This is a genomic window from Paenibacillus sp. NPDC058071 (assembly GCF_042885235.1).
Classification (GTDB): Bacteria; Bacillota; Bacilli; order Paenibacillales; family Paenibacillaceae; genus Pristimantibacillus.
This window is the reverse complement of record NZ_JBHVSK010000007.1, coordinates 245,681-261,450: the sequence shown is the minus strand read 5'-3', so window position 1 is coordinate 261,450 and position 15,770 is coordinate 245,681. Positions and strand designations below refer to the sequence as shown.

Genomic DNA, 15,770 nt, shown 5'->3' with positions numbered 1-15,770 from the left:
GCCTCCTATTCCTCGTACTCGGTAAAATCGACATTTTCGAGAATCCAGCGCTTGCGCGGGTCGACCTTGTCGCCCATGAGCGCAGATACGCGACGTTCCGCTTTAGCCGTATCGTCGATCTGCACTTGCAGCAGCGTCCGCGACTCCGGATTCATCGTCGTTTCCCACAGCTGATCAGGGTTCATCTCGCCCAGCCCTTTATAACGCTGCAGTTCAAACGCTTTGCCGAATTCCTTCAAATAGTTTTGCAGCTGTTCGTCGGTCCAGGCGTAACGAATCGTTTCCAGCTTGCCCGATTTTTTCGATATTTTATAAAGCGGAGGCTGCGCGATATAGATGCGGCCTGTGTCGATCAACGGCTTCATGTACCGATAGAAGAACGTCAGCAGCAGCACCTGAATGTGCGCGCCGTCCGTGTCGGCGTCGGTCATAATAATAATTTTGCTGTAATTGCTTTCTTCGACGTCGAACTCCGGCCCGACCCCCGCTCCGATGGCGGAAATAATCGCTTTATACTCGTCGTTTTTCAAAATATCGAGCAGCTTCGCTTTTTCGGGGTTCATCGGCTTGCCCTTAAGCGGCAAAATCGCCTGATACTTGGAATCGCGCCCCTGCTTAGCCGAGCCGCCCGCCGAATCGCCTTCGACGATGAACAACTCGTTCCGCGAGAAGTCTTTCGATTGCGCAGGCGTCAGTTTGCCGTTCAAATTGGAGCTTTCGCTCCTCTTCTTGCCGCTGCGAATTTCTTCTCGCGCCTTACGAGCCGCCTCGCGCGCTCTGGACGCTTGCACCGCCTTCTTCAGCAGCAGCTGCGCCACTTGCGGATTCTCTTCGAGAAACACTTGCATTTTCTCGGTTACGACCGCGTCGACCGCGCTGCGAGCGGATGCACTGCCGAGCTGGTCCTTCGTCTGGCCGACAAATTCGACCTCCGACATTTTTATGTTGATGACGGACATCATGCCTTCCCGCAAATCGTTGCCTTCCAGATTTTTGTCCTTTTCCTTCAGCAAGCCGGCTTTGCGCGCATAATCGTTCATTACGCGCGTATAAGCCGTCTTAAAGCCGGTTTCGTGCGTGCCGCCGCCCCTAGTCGGAATGGAGTTAACGAACGAAGCGATCGTTTCCGTGTAGCCGTCATTATACTGCAGCGCCACTTCCACCTCGATATCGTCGCGCTCGCCTGCAAAATGGATAACGTCGTGCAGCACCGTCTTATCGTCGTTCAAATACTCGACGAATTGGCGCGCTCCGCCTTCGTAATGAAACACGTCCTGCTTGCCGCTGCGGTCGTCCTTGATCGTTACTTTCAAGCCTGAGTTGAGGAAGGCGATCTCCTGCAAACGCTCGGCCAGCGTGTCGTAATTGAGATTGGTACCGTTCTGGAACACGCGTCCATCCGGCTTGAACGTCACTTTCGTGCCCGTCCGGTTGGTCGCCCCGATTACTTCGAGGCCGGTGACCGGCTCGCCGACATGCTCCTTCCCTTTCTCATCTACCCAATATTCGAAACGCATTTTATGTATTTTTCCGTCACGAAAAATTTCGACTTCCAGCCACTCGGATAACGCGTTCGTTACCGAGGCGCCGACGCCGTGCAAACCGCCTGACTTTTTGTAGCCGCCTCCGCCAAACTTGCCGCCTGCGTGCAAAATTGTATAAACAACCTGCGGCGTCGGAATGCCGGTTTTGTGCATGCCCGTCGGAATGCCGCGACCGTTGTCGTGCACCGTTATCGAGCCGTTTTTATGCAAAGTCACGTCGATAGCGCTGCAAAATTTGGCAAGATGCTCGTCCACCGCGTTATCGACGATTTCCCAGACGAGGTGATGCAAGCCGGAACTGCTTGTACTGCCAATATACATGCCCGGCCTTTTGCGTACGGCCGTTAATCCTTCAAGCACTTGTATGTCATCGGCCTCATAATGCCGGTCAGCGGCCGTCGTGTTCGTGAAAAGATCTACTTGCTCTGCCATAGGGCCTGGCCCTCCTTATCTACAGTCACGTTTCCACATCTTCATGTATTTTAATGCAAATGATCCCGATTAGTAAAGATACCGGATCACTGGTTTTGCCGAACAATCGGCGCAATCGCAAGCTAGGCAAGGGCTGAGAGGGATGATAATTTCAGTCGTCCGTCGATTCTGATCGCGTTAATGCGATAGAATAGCGATCCGTATCGATCAGTTTTGCCGGAAATCGTTATTTATAAGCTTTACTCCGTTTTATCAACTCAAACCAAAAATCAGTACTTGGCTTCATTTTTACCCAAATAAAGGGCAAACGTTCGGCGACGTCCGCACACGCAAACCGCCCTCTTGGTCCGTATATTAATCAGAAATAGAGCAATAGAGAGGAAGTCGGCACATGGCGCATAACGAAGCGGCGGAGCATTATTTGGAGCTGCTGAAAAAAACGATACTGTTCGAAATTTGGCTCGAGCACGAAGGCGGTCTCGCTACCCCTCATAATCGCAAGCTCGGCCTCGACTGGCCGAATATCGCCCACAGCATGATCGGCCGGGTTAGAATGAATCAGCTACATGCTGCGATGGATACCGTGCTCGAAGAAAATATTCCCGGCGATTTCATCGAGACCGGCGTTTGGCGCGGCGGCGCCTGCATTTTTATGCGCGGTTTCCTGAGAGCGCACGGCGTGGGCGACCGGAAAGTGTACGTCGCCGATTCTTTCCAAGGGCTGCCAGAGCCTGACCCCAATTATCCCATCGATGCAACGTCAACCTTCCATTTACAGCCATTCCTGCGAGTCTCGCTTCCGGAAGTGATGGATAATTTCAAAAAATACGATCTGCTCGACAATCAAGTGTCGTTTCTAAAAGGTTGGTTCAAGGATACGCTCCCCGTCGCGCCGATCAAACAAATTGCCGTTGCTCGATTAGATGGCGATATGTACAGCTCGACGATGGACAGTCTCCGAAGCCTCTATGCAAAAGTATCCATCGGCGGCTTCATCATCATCGACGATTACTCGATCGGTTACTGCTCTGCCGCTGTTCATGACTTTAGAGCTGCTCTTGGCATCACCGATCCTATTTATCCTATCGACGATACCGGCGTCTATTGGCGCAAATCGAAGTAACGGAGAAGGCAAAAGCCAAAGACTTCCGGTCTGTGCCGGTTGCCTTTGGCTTTTCATCTGCCGAATTTCCGCTGTGCTGCAGAACTGGCTGAGACTAATCGATATATTCAACCGTTAAAGCTTTCGCTGCTTCGGCAGCCGTTCGCCGTGCCTGCTCGACGTCCGCGGCTGAGCTCAAGGTGACGGCCATCCGCCGTCCCTTCTTCGTCTCCGGCTTGCCGAAAACGCGCACCTGCGTAAACGGAAGCTCGAGCGCCGTCTCCACCCCGCCGATCCGGAAATCTCCACAGTCGCGGTCGGCTTTTAGTGTATGCGAAGCGCCTGGCGAAAGCAAGCGAATCGAAGGAATTGGGAAGCCCAGAATCGCTCGGACGTGCAGCGCAAATTCGGACAAGTCCTGCGTGGCCATCGTCACCATGCCGGTATCGTGCGGGCGAGGCGACACTTCACTGAACAGCACGCCGTCTTTCGTCAGAAATAGCTCAACGCCGTATAAGCCATAGCCGCCCAACTCGTCGGTGATGCGTTTCGCGATCGCTTCGGCTTCCTCGATTTGTTTGGTCGACATCGCATGCGGCTGCCACGATTCGATATAATCGCCGTCCTTCTGCACATGGCCGATCGGCGCACAGAAGCTTGTCCCCGAAACAGAGCGCACGGTGAGCAGCGTGATTTCGGATTCGAATGTAATAAAGCCTTCTACAATAATCCGCTGCTTTTTCGCCCGACCGCCCTCCATCGCATAATTCCAACAGGTCTCGATTTCTTCTTCGGACCGGCAAACACTTTGGCCTTTGCCCGAGGAGCTCATGATCGGCTTAATAACGCAAGGGAAACCAAGTTCCTTCGTTGCCGCCTTCAGCTCGTCCAACGAATCGGCGAACCGGTACGGCGCAGTCGGCAGTCCAAGCGTCTCGGCGGCCAGCCGGCGAATGCCCTCGCGGTCCATCGTCAGCCGCGCCGCTCTTGCGGTCGGAATGACGCCGAACCCTTCGCTCTCCAGCTCGAGCAGCGTCTCGGTCGCGATTGCCTCGATTTCCGGAACGATATAATCCGGGCGTTCTTCCTCAATAATGCTTCTGATCGAATCGCCGTCCAGCATATCCGTCACGTAGCTGCGATGGGCGACTTGCATGGCCGGCGCGTTCGCATAGCGATCGACCGCGATTGTCTCTACGCCGAGGCGCTGCGCCTCGATGACCACTTCCTTGCCCAGCTCTCCCGAGCCGAGCAACAGCATTTTCCGCGCCTGCGGCGACAATGGCGATCCGTAAACCATCAAAAAAACCTCCCAGGAAGTAAGCCGGACCTTCGGCTGCGGAATAAAGGATTGCCGCAAACCGAAAGTCCGGATTCATTTTCTTCCATTGTGGAGGTTCTTCATTCAAATTGCAAGAGCTAAGCGGATAGGAAGCGGTACTGCGCTTCGATCAGGCCATTATAGACGCCGCCCTTCGCAATCAGCTCTTCATGGCTTCCTTGCTCGACGATACGTCCATGATCAAGCACAATAATTTCGTCCGCGTTACGAATCGTCGACAGCCTGTGGGCGATCATGAACGAGGTCCGGCCGGCGAGCAGCGTCTTGAGCGCACCTTGAATTTTCAGCTCCGTCTCCGTATCGATGCTTGCGGTCGCTTCGTCTAGAATGAGTACACGCGGATCAGACAGAAGCGCTCTTGCGAAGCTGAGCAACTGCCGCTGCCCCATCGACAGCACGCTGCCCCGCTCCTCGACTTCCGTATCGTAGCCGTCCGGCAAATTCACAATGAATTCATGCGCATTGACCGCCTTCGCCGCCTCAACGATCTCTTCGTCTGTCGCGTCCAACTTGCCGTAACGGATGTTGTCCCGGATTGTACCCGAGAAAATAAACGTATCCTGCAGCACGATGCCGACCTGCGAACGCAAGCTGTCGATGGTGACGTCTCGAATATCCCGGCCATCCACGAGCACTCGGCCTTCAACAGGATCGTAGAAGCGGCAGAGCAGGTTGATAATGGTGCTTTTGCCGGAGCCGGTATGGCCGACAAGCGCGATCGACTGGCCCGCTTTCACGTCGATGCTGACCCCTTTCAGCGCTGGACGCCCCTTCTCATACTCGAACACGATATTGTCGAACTTCACGTCGCCCCGAATATTGGCAAGCGGCTTCGCATCCTGTTGCTCGGAAACCGTCGGGTCTTCGTCGATAAATTCGAATATTCGCTCCGATGAAGCCATGGCAATTAGCAGCTGCGAATACATTTGGCCGAGCCGGTTGATCGGGTCCCAGAAGTTTCCGATATAGTTGGCAAAGCCGACCAGCACACCTACCGTTATCAAATTATTCTGAATGAGATACGAGCCGTACATGAACAGAATGAACGTCCCGATTGCAGAAGTGATCTCAATAATCGGACCGAAAGATTGGTTCAATGTCGAAGCCCGGTTCCACGACTTCAGGTTGTCGCTGTTCATATGCTCGAAAAATTGCATATTGTCCTTCTCTTGCACGTAAGCTTGCGTTACCTTCATACCTTGAATACTTTCGTTTAAATGGGCGTTGATGCGCGACTGCTTCATTCGCACCGTCTGCCAAGCGAACCGGATGCGCTTGCGAAGCGCCGTCGACACGATGAACATAAGCGGTACCGTCACCATAACGGCAAGGCCCAGCTTGAAGTTCCAAATCAGCAAAATCGCAACGATGCCTACGAGCTGTACACAGTCCATCAGCAGGTTGACGACGCCATTCGTGAACAGATCCTGCAGCGCATTGACGTCGTTCGTCACCCGAACAAGTACCGAGCCAGCCGGCCTCTTGTCATAGAAGCGGAAGCTAAGCTTCTGAATATGCTGGAATAAATGATGGCGTAAATCGTAAATGACCTTCTGGCCGATGATATTCGTATATTTGATCCGATAAGCATTGGCCGCCCACTGAATGACAAAGAGCGCAAGCATGATGCCGCCGAACATATAAAGCTTCGTAAGGCTCGGCTCTCCGTGAGCCGGGTTGATCGCTTCGTCAATAGCCAAAATGACGAGCGCCGGAATAGCCAGTCTTGTCAACGTACCCAGTATCATCATAATAATGACCGGTGTAAGCTGCTTTTTGTACGGGCTCATATAGACAAACAGTCTTCGTATCTGCGCCCAGTTAAACGGTTTCTCGATCGCTTCGTCATCCTGATAGATAAATCGCTGCCGTTTATCGTTCACGTTCTTGTTCGTACTGCCGCTCATTGGACGATGCTCCTTTTCCGCTCCTCGTCGGCCGCTTCCGATTGCAGATCGGCGAGCGGTCGGTCGGCGTATTGAATATTGTAAGTATCACGGTACGGACCGCTCAGCGAGACTAGCTCTTCATGCTTGCCCCGCTGTACAACCTTGCCTTCATCAAGCACGATTATTTCGTCGGCATGCCGCAGCGAAGAGATGCGGTGAGCGATGATGAAAGTAGTCCTACCCGCCATCAGTTCCTTGAAGCCGGCTTGTATTTCATGCTCTGTCTCCATATCAACGGCGCTTGTCGCGTCGTCAAGAATAAGGATGCGCGGGTTCTTGATCAGCGCGCGAGCAATCGCGATTCGCTGCTTCTGGCCGCCGGATAAGCCCATTCCCCGTTCGCCGACGATGGTATCGTAGCCGAGCGGCAGCTCCATAATGAAATCATGCGCTTTCGCCAGCTTGGCCGCCCGCTCAATTTGTTCGTTCGTTACATCGCGCACGCCGTAAGCGATATTGTCCCGAATAGAGGCGGAGAACAGGAACGTTTCCTGGAACACCGGCGCGATCTGGCTGCGCAGGCTGACGACGTCGATATTGCGGATATCGATGCCGTCCAGCGTAACCGTGCCATTCTTTACGTTATAAGCGCGCATTAGCAGTTGAATAACGGTCGATTTGCCCGAGCCGGTTGCGCCAAGCAAGCCGATAACCGAGCCTGCCGGAGCGTCGATCGACAGATCGGTCAGCGCCGGCGACTTGTCCGGGTAATTAAACGTCACGTGATCGAAGCGGACATGCCCCTTCACCATTTTCGCATCCAGCTCAATCGGTTGCTCGATATTTTTGACGTGGACATGCTCGTTGAGCAGGCCAAGCACCCGTTCGCCTGACGCTTTCGATTGCGTATAGTTGTTGATATGAAAGCCAATGCCCCACATCGGTCCGATAATGTACCAGATCAAGCTGAAGAAGGCAACCAGTTCGCCGAGCTGCAGCTCCTTGCGAATAACGAGTGCTCCGCCGACGATGAGCAGGATAACGACGCTTAGGTTGGCAGCAAGCTCCATCAGTGGAAAATACCTGGCCCAGATTGCCGCAGCTCCGACCTGATTCGTCTGATAAGCTTCGTTGCGGACGGCGAATTTGCTCACCTCATGCGGCTCGCGGGCGAACGATTTGACCGTTCTGACGCCCGTAATATTTTCCTGTACGGCCGTCGTCAAGTTGCTAAGCGCTTTTCGCATTTCCCGAAATGCCGGATGAATGCGGTTTTCGAAGCGAATCGCCGTATAGGCGAGCAATGGAATTGTAACGAGCGTAATCAGTGTCAGCTGCCAATGAATCGACATCATCATCGCTGCGCCGAAGACGATCATCAGTCCGACGTTCAAAATTTGCGCAAAGCCGAAACCGATAAAGTTGCGGATGGCTTCCAAGTCGGCCGTCAACCGTGACATGAGATCGCCGGTCTTCGCTTTATCATAATATTGGAAGGAAAGCGCTTGTAATTTGTCGTAGCATGCATTGCGAAGCCTGGAAGCTACCCGGTTGCCGAGTCTGGCTCCGAAAAAACCGTGCAAAAACTGCATCGAACCTTTTAATATCACGACGCCGACTACGGTTAACGCGATCATCGGCACTTGCCCGAATTGCTCTTTCAAAATAACATCGTCAATCAGAATGCGCAGCATGTTCGGATATACAAGCCCTAGCGCCGTCGCGAACATTAAGCTGACAATCGAGGCGAGCAGAAATCTTCGTTCCACCCAATAAAATCGCTTTAATTGCCTAAAGACGTCCAATTCGTTCCATCTCCCCGTCTCTAATTGTTAAGTATGAGTGAATCTTATCAGCATCAATACGGGGTAGCAAACAGGAGATAAATCCGAATAATGGATTGTTAGAGCCGAAAATGGCGAATTACAGCCGTGAACGGGGGTATCCTCCCAAATGGTCCCAAATCATCCCTCACGTACGTGTATTCCTCCATTTTTGCATCTGAGCACACATGAAAACAAAAAATGCTTCCGTTATCCTTTGAAAGGTAACGGAAGCATCAAGCGATTATTGATATGAATGGTTAGGCAATCGTTGACGATTGGAGATCGGTTAGCTGTTCTCGCAGTCGCTGCAGCGCACCAACGTCCGCCTGGTCGGCCAACGAGCTTTGCTTGCCTTCCACGAAGGCAGCCAAATCGGCCGCAAGCCTCTCGCCAGCGGAAACCGCCGATTGCTGCCATAGATCATCGTATAGCTTCGTCCAAGCCGCTCCGTGCCGCTTCATCCAGTCCTGCAAGGACGGCCAAATGACCGCCTCTAGCTCTTTGCGCAGCGTCGCCTTGCCTTCTCCTTCGAAAAACTGACGAGGCGATTTGAAACGGCTCGACAGCCATTTCGCGTCAATCCCATCTGCCTGCCAGTCAACTTCGGCCGACGGCGTAGGAAGCTGCGCCGCTTCGTACGGACGGCTATCATAGCCGCCGATCGCTTCCTCCAGCCGTTCTGCGCAGCTGTCGAATTGCTTCTGCAGCAAGGCGTTCAGCATCCGCTCCATGCGCAGCGATGTCGCCTGCAGCTCTTGAGACAGCTCCGTCCGCACAAGCCGCTGCAGCTCAAGCCAGGAGGTCCAGATCATCCGGCGCAAATCGCGGCCGTCGTCCTGCAGCGTCGATGGATTAAACGCATAGTTGTAGAACTCGCCGAACCGCAGTTGAAGCCGCTGTACGACATAATAGAGCAGCTCGTTCAGCTCCTGCTCCTGCTGGGCAGGCGCGGTGCCTCCGGCGAAAGCCGCGAGCTCCTGCTTCGCCTGCTCATATAGACGCGCCAGTTCTTCGCTTTCAGCTCGCCGGGACGCGGCATCACCCGTCGCGCTTTTCAGCCAGCCGTCCACCGCTTTGGTCGCGCGGCCGATTTCCTGTTCTGCCGCCTCGACGGCAAGCCGTCCCAAATCGTTTTGGACGAAACCAAGGAAGCTTTTCTCGAACGCCTCTACGCCCGATTGCGTTAGAAGCGCCTCGTCGCCGGCTTGCTTCGCATCCAGTGCCTGCAGACTCGATACAGGGAACAATCGAGGATTGCGGATGCCGTGCTGCAACAGATTGACCTCTACATGTTTCAGTACGCCCGCCAGTTCGTTCTCATCTGCCGCCAAATCGGCAGCGTTGACAAGGAAGAACATTTTATCCAGCTCGAACTGGTCCTTAACCCGTCCCAATTGCATCAGGAATTGCCGATCTGCTTGTGAGAACGCATGGTTGTAATAGGTGACAAATAAGACCGCATCTGCGTTTTTAATGTAATTAAACGCAACCCCAGTATGGCGCGCATTTACCGAATCGGCGCCAGGAGTGTCTACGAGAACGATCCCCTGTCTTGTCAGAGCGCAATCGTAATGAAGCTCGATTTCGCTCACGAAGCAGGAACGGGACTCTTCCGCGACATATCGCTCGTATTCCTCCTGCGACACGGACATTCGCTTGCCGAGCTGGGCCTCATGAAGTTCCCATCCGGCTCTGGCCGCCCGCAGGAAGCTGAAATGCGGACGCCCGCCCGCATGAATGGATTCCGGCGTCAGCTTGTCAATCGCCTTCAGAATAGCCGCAGCATCGGGCAAAGCCGCTTCCGAGGCGTCCTCGCCAAGTAATGCGAGCGAGTAGCGCAGATCTTCAAGAATCGCTTCACGCGATTTCATGACGACAGAGGCGGTGCCGTGTGGCTGCTCCGCTGTCGGAGGCACTAGCCGATTGATCGCCGCCGTCGTCGGATTCGGCGATACCGGCAGTGCCGATTCGCCGATCAGCGCATTGGCAAGCGAAGACTTGCCCGCGCTGAACGCGCCGAACAGCGCGATAGTGAATCGGCTGTGCTGCAAGCGGCCTGCTTTGTCGCGCATCGCCTGCGCGGCCGCCGCTAGCAGCGGATGCGGCGCTAGCAGCTCCGCCGCGCGCTGCAGCCTGTCTGCGGCGCCGTGCTGCTGTGCCAGTGCCGCGCCGCCCGCTAGAGCGGCTCCTGCCTGCGCAGCCGCTTTCGCTGCGCTGCTCGTTGCCGTCGCTTGCCGGGCAACCGGCCGTTCTCCGGCTGGAGACGGCTGCGAACCTGCCGCCGTGCCGGCAGCCGATCCGCTTTTCGCCGCCGGACGAGGCTCGGGAAGCGACGGACGAGGCGCTTTCGACGGCAGCGCCGCTTCCAGCTTCGCCTCATGCGCCGCAAGTCTGTCTCGCATCGCCGTCAGCATCGTCAGCGCCTTCGCCTGCTCAGCAAGCTCCTCAAGCTCGCTTTCGGCCGCTTGGCCTGCGGCCTCGCTAGCCGCCGCCGTATGCTCCGCAAGCTGATCGATAACTTCAAACGACCGCTTGCGGTAAATTGCTTTCACTTGTGTTTCCAGCTCGCGTGAATAAGTCATCGTATATTCGTTGCCGAATACAGCGCCTGTATTCACTCGCTCGATCAGCCACACGGAATCCGGCGACCAACTGAATGAATCGGCCGCCAGCTCACGCTCTAAAGGCTCGGTAGGATAGCCTAGCCGCTCCGCCGCTTTCCGCAGCAAATCTTTCAAATGCCAATCGATGGCAGCGTCGATCTGTCCCGCAAATTCGCTGCGGAACGTTTCTAGCCTTCGCTCTTGCTCGGCTGCCGTCTTCGCACCGGCGAAGAGCAGCCCCGCTTTAAAGCCCGGCTTGCGGCTTTCCAGAAAGACGTGTGCCTTATCTCTGAGCGCGGCGGGCGTAATAATCGCGTTGTCGATTAGCGCCTGTGCCTCTCTGCGCAGCTCGGCGCGCACCCGTTCGGATTCGCCCAGCAGCCGCTCGCGTTCGCCACTCAGCCGGTTCAGTTCCGCCTGCACCTGCGCGGCCGCTTCTTCGCCGCCAGCCTCGGCCAATAGCCGCTCGCGCTCCGGCTCCTCGCCTTGCTCCAGCAGCTTGCCGTGCTCCGCCAGCAAATGGCGCAGCGACGCGTCGACGCTGTACGCCGCAAGCGGCTCACGAAGCTTCGCCAACTCGCTGAGCAGCCGCTCCAGTTCCTCCCGCTCGCTATGCGGATGATCCGGCTCACGCAACGACAAATAGACGATCCCCGCTGGCTCGAGATGCCAAGCTTGGAACGCTTCCGCTACGCTTTTTCGATAGGACTCGAACGAAAGTTCACTCTCGCGATGCTTATCGATCTGATTAACAATAAAGTATAAGGGCTTGCCCCAATCCTTCAATTGCTTCGCAAAAGCGAAATTGATCTCGGATTGGACATGATTATAATCCATGACATAAAAAACAACATCAGCCAAATGAAGCGCAGACTCGGTGGCCATGCGATGCGCATCGTCCGTCGAATCGATTCCCGGCGTATCGAGCAGCACCGTATGATCGCCCAACCGTTCGGTGGGGTATGAAATAGCTACCGATACGATCTGTTCGCCGTTCTTGCAATACGCATCTAATTCATCCAACGGAATATCTACCGTTTCCGTTTGTCCATTCTCTTCCTTGACGACGCTTGCTTCCGCCCTTTCACCGCCCCGGATGGACACGACATTCGCGCTTGTCGGGATCGGACTTGAAGGCAGCAGCCGCGCGCCGCATAACGTATTGATTAAGGTTGATTTGCCGGCGGAGAAATGCCCGCAGAAAGCAACGGTAAGCCGACCCTCGGTCAGCTTACCGTTCAGCTCGAGCGCCTGCTTCGCATGAAGCGCATCCCCTGTTGCGGTCATTTCACGGGCCGCAAAGGCGATCGCATCCGCCATGCTCGTTAGCGTCGTTTCCGTCATCGTCTATACAGCTTCCTCTTCCGTTGCAGGCAGGACAATTTCAAACACATTGCCATGCTGCAAAATCATAATGTTGCGTTCTTTTTCCCTCATCACGACAACTTCCGGTTTTTGACGCATGCGCTCGATGTATTGCTCAGGCACGTCTCCGGAACCGCTAACCGTTATGCCCTCAACCAAGATGTCTTCATTCTCTTGAGGAGGAGATTCCAGCACCTGCTCGTAAATATCAGAAAACAGTTCAAAATTGTTCGTATACACGGAAATGCACTTCATCTTCATCATCCTTCATTTGCTTTTTTCGGTTTAATCGTCTTTTTACTAGTTTTGTTCAATATTCCCGGCTTCATACGTTTTTGCCCTTCTTTGCACAAATCGAGCAGCGGGCAAATCGGACATTGCGGGTTTTGAGCCTTGCAATGGTAGCGTCCGAAAAAAATAAGCCGGTGGTGGGTCAACGTCCATTCTTCACGCGGAACAAGCTTCATCAGCTTCTTCTCGACCTCCAGCACCGAATCGTCCGGTTTAGCAAAGGCAAGTCGTTTCGATACGCGATCCACATGGGTATCCACCGCAATGGCCGGCACTCCGAAAGCGTTCGAGACGACCACGTTCGCCGTTTTCCTCCCCACGCCAGGCAGCTCAGTCAGCTGCTCATGCGTGGAAGGCACGTCACCGTCGTACCGATCAATCAGAATGCGGCACAGCTTCTGAATATTGGAAGCCTTGCTCCGGAACAAGCCGATCCGCCGAATATCCTGCTCAAGCTCTTCCAGAGGAACGGCTAGATAATCTTCCGGGCGCTTGTATTTCTCAAACAGCGTCGCCGTTACCTTGTTTACCGTTTCATCCGTGCATTGAGCAGACAGCAGGACGGCGATGGTCAGCTCGAACGGATTGCGGTGATGCAATTCGCAATGCGCGTCCGGGAACATATCAGCTAATGTATCCAGTATATGGCGCATTTTTTGTTTCGCATTCATCGTTCTTCGCTCCTTGTTCATCAAAGCCCAGCCATTATCCGTCTAATCAAAACTATATTCTTAAACACTATCGTTCAAAGTGTAGCGAAATTTGTCACGCCGCGCAACTATATTAACGATTAAAAAAAGAAAAAACTGCCCAAAGGGGCAGTTTAGTCACATAACCTTACGATTTTTTTAAAGTTTCACAATTTCAAACGCTCGATTGCGAACCGCTAAAACTTGCAGCTGATCTCCCGCTTTCAGCGTAAAGATGGAAATCGTCGCTCCTTTATGCGTTACCTTTGTGTCGCCTGCTACGACATAGAAATTGGCATTATCCGTCGAAGATTTCTTCAATACCCAAAGCGTCGAATCGTAGCTTGTATAATCGGTGTACGTTCTCGTCTCCGCAACAGCAATCGTCACGACAAGCGCATTGGTCTCATCACGATACGTCTCTACGTAATCCCCGTTTTGAATAAGCGAATAATTTCCTTTCTGCGAGCCCTTCAATACGCGGTAGTTCGTTGTGAACGCGACGTTCTTCGTTGTGCCGTCGCCGAGCGTAACGGCGATGCCGCTGCTGGTCACGCTTTGCACTTTACCATACGTGAATTCGAGCGTTTGAGCGGATTGCAGCTGCTTACCGGCGTAAGAAACGTTGAGATACATGCCAATGGCCAAGTTCTCGAACGAAATTTTCTTGCCGGTTTCATCTGACAAGCTAATGTTTGCCAAATACAACTCGGTCAACACGCCGTTCGAGCTTAACGCATTGACGCGTTTTGCAGTTGTGCTAATCGATTTAATCTCATATTGCAGCGTTTTATGAACCTGCAGCGTGCTGATTTTATCTTGCGATGCATTCAATACAGCTGTAACCGTAGAGCCTTCCGCAATATCGGTAATATAAGCGTAGGTTTGGCCTGGAATTTCTACAACCGGAGAATCATAAGGCAGCGTGACTTTGGAGCCTCCAGTAAGTTCAAGCGTAATGGTATTGCTATTCGTGTTCACGGAAAGTACTTTACCTGTTTGTTTATAGATAAAGGAAATCGAGACCGCCATATCACCTGAATAAGTAACAGACAGCTTACGATCTTTCGTCATATAACCCGGCAAGTCTGTCACTTTGACAGGCGTGCCGTTATAATCGATTTTCGTACGTTCGGTAATGTTCAACAATACGCCGTTCTTGCCAGACGAATCGTAGACAGTTAAAACGCGGCGAGTTGGATTATAATTGTCGACAGTCGCGCCTACAAGCGTCTTCACGTTGCGGTTGACAACTGTGATTTTCGTTACCTTCTCCTCGTCATTCAGCGTCAACTCAACATTGTCCACTTCTTTCAGCAAATCGTCGACGGTAGGCGCTTCGATGCCTGGAACTGTAATTTCCACATTATCGGCCAAAAATTTGGAGACAAGCTCTTTTTTCGAATTGAGGTACGTGACGACCGTCTTGTCGACGTTCAGCAATTGACCGTTTACTTTGCCGGCGCCCATCTGCTGCTCAACGACGACCTTCATCGCCACTGGAGTGGAGCGGAACTTATCCTGCAAAATCGTAACCGTGCTGTCTCGTTTGACAGCCGATATATCGATTGGGTTACCCGACAAATCCGTAAATGCTGTCGTTGTGTCGTAGTTGATTTTAACCGGCTCTTCGTTGATCCATACGTAGAAGTACTTGCTACCTTGTACGTTGCGCTCGAACTTCGCCTTAATCGTCTCGACCTTCTGCGTATCGCCTAAAATCTCAACGTACTGCGCTTGGCCCAGCGCGCCGATGATCGTAATGTCGGTATAGAGCTGCACGCTCGCGGCAGTGACTGCCGTTTCGCTGTCATGGCGATAGAACATGGAATTGCTCGCGATCGTATACGTTTTCTCGGTACCGTCCGCGAAAATCGTAATGGAAGAATCGGTCTTCTTTGTCACGATGCCGGTAGCTTGTCCTTCGTATTGTACCGGATAAAGCGGCTCGGCGCGGCTAATCAAAGCAGCGAGGCTCATCCGGTTAACCGGTGCCTTAGGATCGAACTTGTCTGCCGTCACGCCCTTCACAAGTCCGAGCGATACAGCAGCATTTACATAACCTCTGTAATTAGAAGCAATCTGCGAGTCGTCTGCGAATGAGGATGCTGTCAGGCTCAGTTGCTTAGCTGTCGCATCCTCGCCAATTGCTCTAACGAGCAGCTTCGTTACCCACTCGCGGGTAGCCGGTAAGCCGCCCCAGCCCTTGCCTCCGTTACCCTCAGCGATACCAAACTCTTCGCTTTGATCCAAGAAACCTTTATCGAACGCCAGTTTAATGAACGGTTTGAAATACCCGCCCACTTTAAAGCTTTCCGGGAAAGCAATAACGTCCGATACAGAAGCCTGCTTCTCTAAGCCAGCGAAACGAAGCGCCATAACGACCGCTTCCTCTTGTGTAATGCTTTTCGCCGGTCGGAATTCGGATGTGCCGTTAGCCAAGGAATAACCGTTTACGATGCCTTGCAGAGACAGTTTGGCGATGTGCTTCTCCGCCCAATGACCTGCGCTTACGTCGGTAAACGTCGTGTTCCCCACAGCCGCATAAACGGAAGATACGGGAAGCAGAGTCGCGGTGCCGGAAGATAGAAGCGTTAGCGCAAGAGCGCCGGCAATAATTTTTTTGCGTGCATCAGAAGTAGGCATCGATAAGTTCCTCCTAAAATAGTTTCAATTAGGCAAAACAG

At 53.4% G+C, this 15,770-nt stretch carries 9 protein-coding genes; 1 reads left to right on the top strand and 8 read right to left on the bottom strand.

Going from position 1 to position 15,770, the window contains the following annotated elements:
- Nucleotides 1–5: 5 nt before the first annotated feature.
- Nucleotides 6–1,976, bottom strand: coding sequence for a DNA topoisomerase IV subunit B (parE, locus tag ACFVTB_RS14550; RefSeq protein WP_387750131.1), 1,971 nt, complete (start codon nt 1,974–1,976; stop codon nt 6–8).
- A gap of 391 nt (nt 1,977–2,367) precedes the next feature.
- On the opposite strand from parE, the gene ACFVTB_RS14545 reads away from it, so the two are divergent.
- Nucleotides 2,368–3,099, top strand: coding sequence for a TylF/MycF family methyltransferase (locus tag ACFVTB_RS14545; RefSeq protein WP_387750128.1), 732 nt, complete (start codon nt 2,368–2,370; stop codon nt 3,097–3,099).
- A 94-nt stretch (nt 3,100–3,193) separates the two neighbouring features.
- Here ACFVTB_RS14545 and purT read toward each other — a convergent pair whose 3' ends face one another.
- The 7 genes from purT to ACFVTB_RS14510 form a co-directional block, all read right to left on the bottom strand.
- Nucleotides 3,194–4,378: a formate-dependent phosphoribosylglycinamide formyltransferase gene (gene purT / locus ACFVTB_RS14540; protein ID WP_387750125.1), complete on the bottom strand. Its 1,185-nt coding sequence runs from the start codon at nt 4,376–4,378 to the stop codon at nt 3,194–3,196.
- A gap of 119 nt (nt 4,379–4,497) precedes the next feature.
- Complete coding sequence (locus ACFVTB_RS14535; protein WP_387750123.1) at nt 4,498–6,327, bottom strand: ABC transporter ATP-binding protein; 1,830 nt, start codon at nt 6,325–6,327, stop codon at nt 4,498–4,500.
- Complete coding sequence (locus ACFVTB_RS14530; protein ID WP_387750120.1) at nt 6,324–8,114, bottom strand: ABC transporter ATP-binding protein; 1,791 nt, start codon at nt 8,112–8,114, stop codon at nt 6,324–6,326. Before ACFVTB_RS14530 ends, ACFVTB_RS14535 begins: the two co-directional genes overlap by 4 nt.
- A gap of 278 nt (nt 8,115–8,392) precedes the next feature.
- The gene (locus ACFVTB_RS14525) at nt 8,393–12,082 is read right to left on the bottom strand and encodes a dynamin family protein (RefSeq protein WP_387750118.1); all 3,690 of its coding nucleotides are present in this window, start codon (nt 12,080–12,082) and stop codon (nt 8,393–8,395) included.
- A 3-nt stretch (nt 12,083–12,085) separates the two neighbouring features.
- Nucleotides 12,086–12,358 carry an NAD/NADP transhydrogenase alpha subunit gene (locus ACFVTB_RS14520; protein ID WP_387750115.1) on the bottom strand — a complete coding sequence of 91 codons (273 nt, stop codon included), beginning with the start codon at nt 12,356–12,358 and terminating at the stop codon, nt 12,086–12,088.
- Between the two features lie 5 nt (nt 12,359–12,363).
- The gene (nth, locus tag ACFVTB_RS14515; protein WP_387750113.1) at nt 12,364–13,065 is read right to left on the bottom strand and encodes an endonuclease III; all 702 of its coding nucleotides are present in this window, start codon (nt 13,063–13,065) and stop codon (nt 12,364–12,366) included.
- Between the two features lie 177 nt (nt 13,066–13,242).
- Entirely contained in the window at nt 13,243–15,729 is a 2,487-nt protein-coding gene (locus ACFVTB_RS14510; RefSeq protein ID WP_387750110.1) for an S-layer homology domain-containing protein, read from the bottom strand.
- Nucleotides 15,730–15,770 lie beyond the last annotated feature (41 nt).

Excerpts from the sequence above, each read along its gene's own strand:
- parE (WP_387750131.1), bottom strand. The coding sequence starts at position 1,976 with ATGGCAGAGCAAGTAGATCTTTTCACGAACACGACGGCCGCTGACCGG.
- ACFVTB_RS14545 (WP_387750128.1), top strand. The coding sequence starts at position 2,368 with ATGGCGCATAACGAAGCGGCGGAGCATTATTTGGAGCTGCTGAAAAAA.
- purT (WP_387750125.1), bottom strand. The coding sequence starts at position 4,378 with ATGGTTTACGGATCGCCATTGTCGCCGCAGGCGCGGAAAATGCTGTTG.
- ACFVTB_RS14535 (WP_387750123.1), bottom strand. The coding sequence starts at position 6,327 with ATGAGCGGCAGTACGAACAAGAACGTGAACGATAAACGGCAGCGATTT.
- ACFVTB_RS14525 (WP_387750118.1), bottom strand. The coding sequence starts at position 12,082 with ATGACGGAAACGACGCTAACGAGCATGGCGGATGCGATCGCCTTTGCG.
- ACFVTB_RS14520 (WP_387750115.1), bottom strand. The coding sequence starts at position 12,358 with ATGAAGTGCATTTCCGTGTATACGAACAATTTTGAACTGTTTTCTGAT.
- nth (WP_387750113.1), bottom strand. The coding sequence starts at position 13,065 with ATGAATGCGAAACAAAAAATGCGCCATATACTGGATACATTAGCTGAT.
- ACFVTB_RS14510 (WP_387750110.1), bottom strand. The coding sequence starts at position 15,729 with ATGCCTACTTCTGATGCACGCAAAAAAATTATTGCCGGCGCTCTTGCG.